General features: G+C 47.6%; 4 protein-coding genes. All 4 read left to right on the top strand.

The features are described 5' to 3' along the window. Positions 1-154: 154 nt before the first annotated feature. On the top strand, positions 155-1,558 hold the full coding sequence (locus ACEW8S_RS00995) for a sugar porter family MFS transporter (RefSeq protein WP_373516330.1): 1,404 nt from the start codon (positions 155-157) through the stop codon (positions 1,556-1,558). Positions 1,559-1,643: 85 nt separating this feature from the next. Beyond that, positions 1,644-2,375 carry an SGNH/GDSL hydrolase family protein gene (locus ACEW8S_RS00990; RefSeq protein ID WP_373516329.1) on the top strand — a complete coding sequence of 244 codons (732 nt, stop codon included), beginning with the start codon at positions 1,644-1,646 and terminating at the stop codon, positions 2,373-2,375. Beyond that, complete coding sequence (locus ACEW8S_RS00985; RefSeq protein WP_373516328.1) at positions 2,376-3,431, top strand: sugar-binding domain-containing protein; 1,056 nt, start codon at positions 2,376-2,378, stop codon at positions 3,429-3,431. It abuts the gene before it with no gap. Between the two features lie 93 nt (positions 3,432-3,524). Continuing rightward, the coding region (locus tag ACEW8S_RS00980; RefSeq protein WP_373516327.1) for a glycoside hydrolase family 2 TIM barrel-domain containing protein at positions 3,525-5,002 on the top strand (1,478 nt) is incomplete at its 3' end.

Genomic DNA, 5,002 nt, shown 5'->3' with positions numbered 1-5,002 from the left:
CACATTATTAAATGGTAAAAAATGGAATAGTTTCGAATTCCCTGTTTCAGAATTTTTTAAGGGAGGGCATCTTAAAATCGAATTAGGTCCCCAACCTAACAAAAGTTGGGGAACCAATTAAGGACCTTTTTAAGGAAAAATAAATATAGTATCAATGACCAACACAAAATTCAACTTTAAATACCTCCTCTTTCTAGCCTTGGTATCCGCCATGGGCGGCTTTCTGTTCGGCTACGATTGGGTTGTCATTGGTGGGGCCAAGCCTTTTTACGAGCTCTTCTTTGGTATTACCGATCAAGCTACCGTACAGGGTTGGGCCGTAAGCAGTGCCTTGGTCGGCTGTATTTTCGGGGCAGTGCTCTCAGGCGCTTTGGCGGATCGCCTAGGCCGTAAAATCCCCTTGATCATGGCAGCGGCCTTGTTTACGATATCGGCCTTCGGCACTGGATATGCTGACGATTTCACACCATTTATTATCTATCGCCTAATTGGTGGGCTGGGCATCGGACTGGCATCTACTTTATCGCCCATGTACATCGCCGAAATCGCCCCGGCGAAATATCGGGGGCAATTCGTGGCCATCAACCAGTTAACTATCGTTATCGGAATCTTGGCCGCGCAGATCGCGAACTACGCTATTGCGGAACCGATTTCCCCAGAAATGACTCCTCAAGAAATCGCAGCGTCTTGGAACGGACAAATGGGCTGGCGCTGGATGTTTTGGGCAGAACTGATCCCGGCGGGACTCTTTTTTGTTCTGATGTTCGTCGTACCTAAAAGTCCCCGGTTTTTGGCGAAGATTGGAGATGAGACCCGTGCAATCGGTGTTCTTGAAAAAATCGGGGGCAGGGCTTACGCCGAGACCGAGGTCAAAAACATGAAACTAACCCTTGAGAAGGACCAAGGCCGAAAAATTTCTTTCTCAGAGTTGAAGAGCGTAAAGGTGCTTCCTATCCTGATTATCGGTATCGTATTGGCGGTTTTCCAACAGTGGTGCGGTATCAACATCATCTTCAACTATGCGGATGAAATATTTACCGCTGCGGGATATTCCGTCGGCGACATGCTGTTCAATATCATCATCACCGGTAGTGTCAACCTGATTTTCACTTTCGTTGCCATGCGCACGGTAGATAGTTGGGGCCGTCGCAAATTGATGCTGTTCGGATCGATAGGGCTGGCAGTAGTCTACACCATTCTAGGCGGTGCCTACTATTTTGAGTTTACCGGTTGGCCGGTACTGGTTCTTGTTATTACGGCCATTGCCATTTACGCCATGTCGCTCGCACCGATTACATGGGTAGTGCTTTCAGAAATATTCCCGAACCGATTGCGAGGCTTGGCCATGTCCATCGCAACCTTGTCCCTCTGGATAGCCTCGTTCGTACTCACGTTCACTTTTCCAATTTTGAACGATGCCCTTGGGGCGTATGGTACATTTTGGGTGTATAGTGGGATATGTGTTTTAGGATATTTGTTCATCCAAAGAAAATTGCCGGAAACCAAAGGAAAGAGTTTGGAAGAGATTGAAATGGAGTTGACGAAGGATAAAACATGAAAAGGTTAACCACACCTTGCAGGTCAGCGCAGACCATCGAACATGCAGAATAGATCAAAACAGTCCTTTTTTAAGGGAGTTTGAAATGAAAAAAACACAAAACATATTTTTCGGAAGATTGAGAGTTTTACTCTTGACCTTCTTTGTTTCCAGCTACATCCAAGCCCCACAAAAGGCAAGTCCGGAAACCTATCTCGATTCCGTAAAAACCGAACTCCAAGAAAAATGGCCTGACAACCGCACCATCAACTTGGTATTCCACGGTCATTCCGTGCCGTCGGGATATTTTGATACGCCTAATGTGCGCACATTGGCATCTTATCCGCATCAAACCTTGAAAAAAATAAAAAAAATTTATCCCCATGCCGTTGCGAACACCATCGTCACGGCTATCGGTGGGGAACAGTCCGAGCAAGGTGGGGAACGCTTTAAGGATGAGGTGCTCAACCACAGACCTGACGTACTTTTTATCGATTATGCCCTTAATGATAGAAGATTAGGATTGGAGCGGGCCAAAATAGCTTGGGAAAATATGATACGGGAGGCAAAAAGCTATGGCACCAAAATCATCCTAATGACCCCGACCCCGGATTTAAATGAGAATATACTTTCTTCGGATACGGAATTGGAAAAACACAGCGAGCAAATCAGGCAACTCGCCAAGAAATATGAAGTTGGATTAGTGGATAGTTATGCGCTATTCAAGAAAATCGCAAAGTCCGAAGACTTAAAGACATACATGGCCCAAAACAACCATATCAACGAAAAAGGACATCAAGTACTTGCAGAGGCAATCATAACTTTTTTCAATAAATAAATGATGAAAATCAAATATATCCTACTATCGATCCCATTTCTCCTTTTCCTGTCCTGCGGAAAAGAAAAGACCAAAACAATCGATCTTTCCGGCACGTGGCATTTCCAAATCGATTCGTTAGACCGGGGCGTATCCGAAAAATGGTTCGACAAAGACCTGTCCGACACTATTTCGCTTCCGGGATCCATGGCCGAAAATGGAAAGGGAGACGATATTTCCGTCAATACGAAGTGGACGGGCAGTATGTGGAACGACAGTGCCTGGTATAAAAGTCCGAAATGGGAGAAATACCGACAGCCGGGCAATATCAAAGTTTCGTTTTGGTTGAGTCCCAATAAGGTCTACACCGGGCCCGCCTGGTACCAAAAGAAGGTCGATATCCCCGAAGATTGGAAAGGGAAAGCGGTCAATTTACATTTAGAACGCGCACATTGGGAAACGACACTTTGGGTCGATGGCGGGAAAGTGGGAATGAAAAATACGCTCGGAACGCCGCACGACTATAATCTGGCCGAATACCTCTCCCCCGGCGAGCACACGGTCACCCTGCGTATCGACAACCGGATCAAGGATATCGATCCAGGGGTGGATGCCCATAGCGTTTCCGACAACACCCAGACGAACTGGAACGGGATTGTCGGCGATATCGAATTAAGGGCGATGAATCCGGTTTATATCGAGTCCGTGCAGCTCTACCCCGATGTGGCCCAAAAGAAGGTCGTCGCCAAAGGAACCGTTCGCAATGCCACGGGACAACCCCAAATGACCAAACTGACCATGAATGCCAAAACCTCTGGCGACGCGGGAATTCTGGAAAGCAAGGTCAAGGAAATGCAAATCGATACCGTAGGGAAGTTCGAGATGGAATATTTAATGGGAGAGGATCCACTGCTGTGGGACGAGTTCGACCCGAATCTATATACGATGCATCTCAAATTGGAATCCGAAGCTGGAAATCATAAAAAGGAAGTCGTCTTTGGCATGCGCGATTTCAAGGCCAACGGAAAGCAATTTGCGGTCAACGGCCGGCCTGTATTCCTGCGGGGCACCTTGTAGTGTGCTATTTTTCCGCTGACGGGTTATCCGCCAACGGATGTAGACGAATGGAAACGCATCCTTAAAACCATCCAAAACCACGGTCTGAACCACATGCGGTTCCACTCTTGGTGTCCGCCCCAAGCTGCTTTTCAAGCGGCAGACGAACTGGGCGTTTACCTTCAGGTCGAGGCCGCGGCCTGGGCTGCTATCGGCGACGGGAAACCTATCGACCGCTTTATCTACAAGGAAGCCGAGGATATTATTGCCACCTACGGCAACCATCCCTCTTTTGTGATGATGGCCTATGGTAACGAACCTTCCGGGGATAACCATAAGGAATATCTGACCCAATTCGTCGACCATATGAAAGCCTTTGACGACCGCAGGGTCTACACCAGTGGCGCCGGATGGCCCTACCTCGACAATATGGATTTCTATAACCATGCCGGGCCACGCATTCAACAATGGAACCAGAACCTGAAAAGTATCATCAACGCCGAACCTCCGCAGACGGAATTCGACTATTCGGAGATGATCGCAAAAACGCCCATGCCTTACATAAGCCATGAAATGGGCCAATGGTGTGTATATCCCAACTTTAAGGAGATGTCAAAATACACGGGTGTTACCAAACCTAAAAACTTCGAGATTTTCAAGGAGACTTTGGAAGAAAACGACATGGGCCACTTGGCCGACAGCCTGCTTTTGGCCTCGGGCAAATTGCAGACACTCTGCTATAAGGCCGACATCGAGGCCGCCCTGCGAACCAAGGATATGGCAGGGTTTCAGCTCTTGGATCTGCATGATTTTCCCGGACAAGGTACCGCCCTTATCGGTGTTCTGGATGCCTTTTGGGAGGAAAAAGGATACGTCACGCCCGAGGAATATAGGGAGTTTAATAGTGAAACCGTTCCCTTGGCCCGGATGGAAAAACGGATATTTTTAGATACCGATACCTTTAAAGCTTCCGTTGAGGTAGCCCATTTCGGGAAAGAACCCTTGAACGATATCGTCCCAAAATGGGAACTTGCCGATAAAGATGGTGGAATTTTTGCTGAGGGCGAACTGCCCCAAAAAAATATTCCCATCGGCAACGGCATCCCATTAGGAGCTATTTCCGCGGATCTGAAAAAAGCCGAAAAAGCCCAAAAGCTTACTTTGAGCGTGCACGTTGGGGAAAATAAGAACAGTTGGGACGTTTGGGTCTATCCTTCCAAAAAAGAACCTATCGAAAAATCCAAAGAAATGCGAATCGTCCAAAAATTGGATGCTGGTACCATTGCCTATTTAGAGAATGGCGGAAAAGTGCTACTTAATATCACCAAGGGCGATATCGCCCCCGAAATGGGCGGGGATATCGGCGTCGGTTTCTCCAGTATCTTCTGGAACACCTCTTGGACGAACGGTCAAAAACCACACACCTTGGGCATCCTCTGCAATCCAAATCATCCTGCCTTGGCCGAATTCCCTACGGAATACCATTCCAACTGGCAATGGTGGGATGCCATGTCGCATTCCAACGCCATCGTGCTCGACGATTTCACTCCAGATTTGAAACCCGTCGTACGCATTGTCGACGACTGGTTCGA

This window comes from Pricia sp. (genome assembly GCF_041745955.1).
Classification (GTDB): domain Bacteria; phylum Bacteroidota; class Bacteroidia; order Flavobacteriales; family Flavobacteriaceae; genus Pricia.
This window is presented reverse-complemented; position numbering and strand designations above follow the sequence as displayed.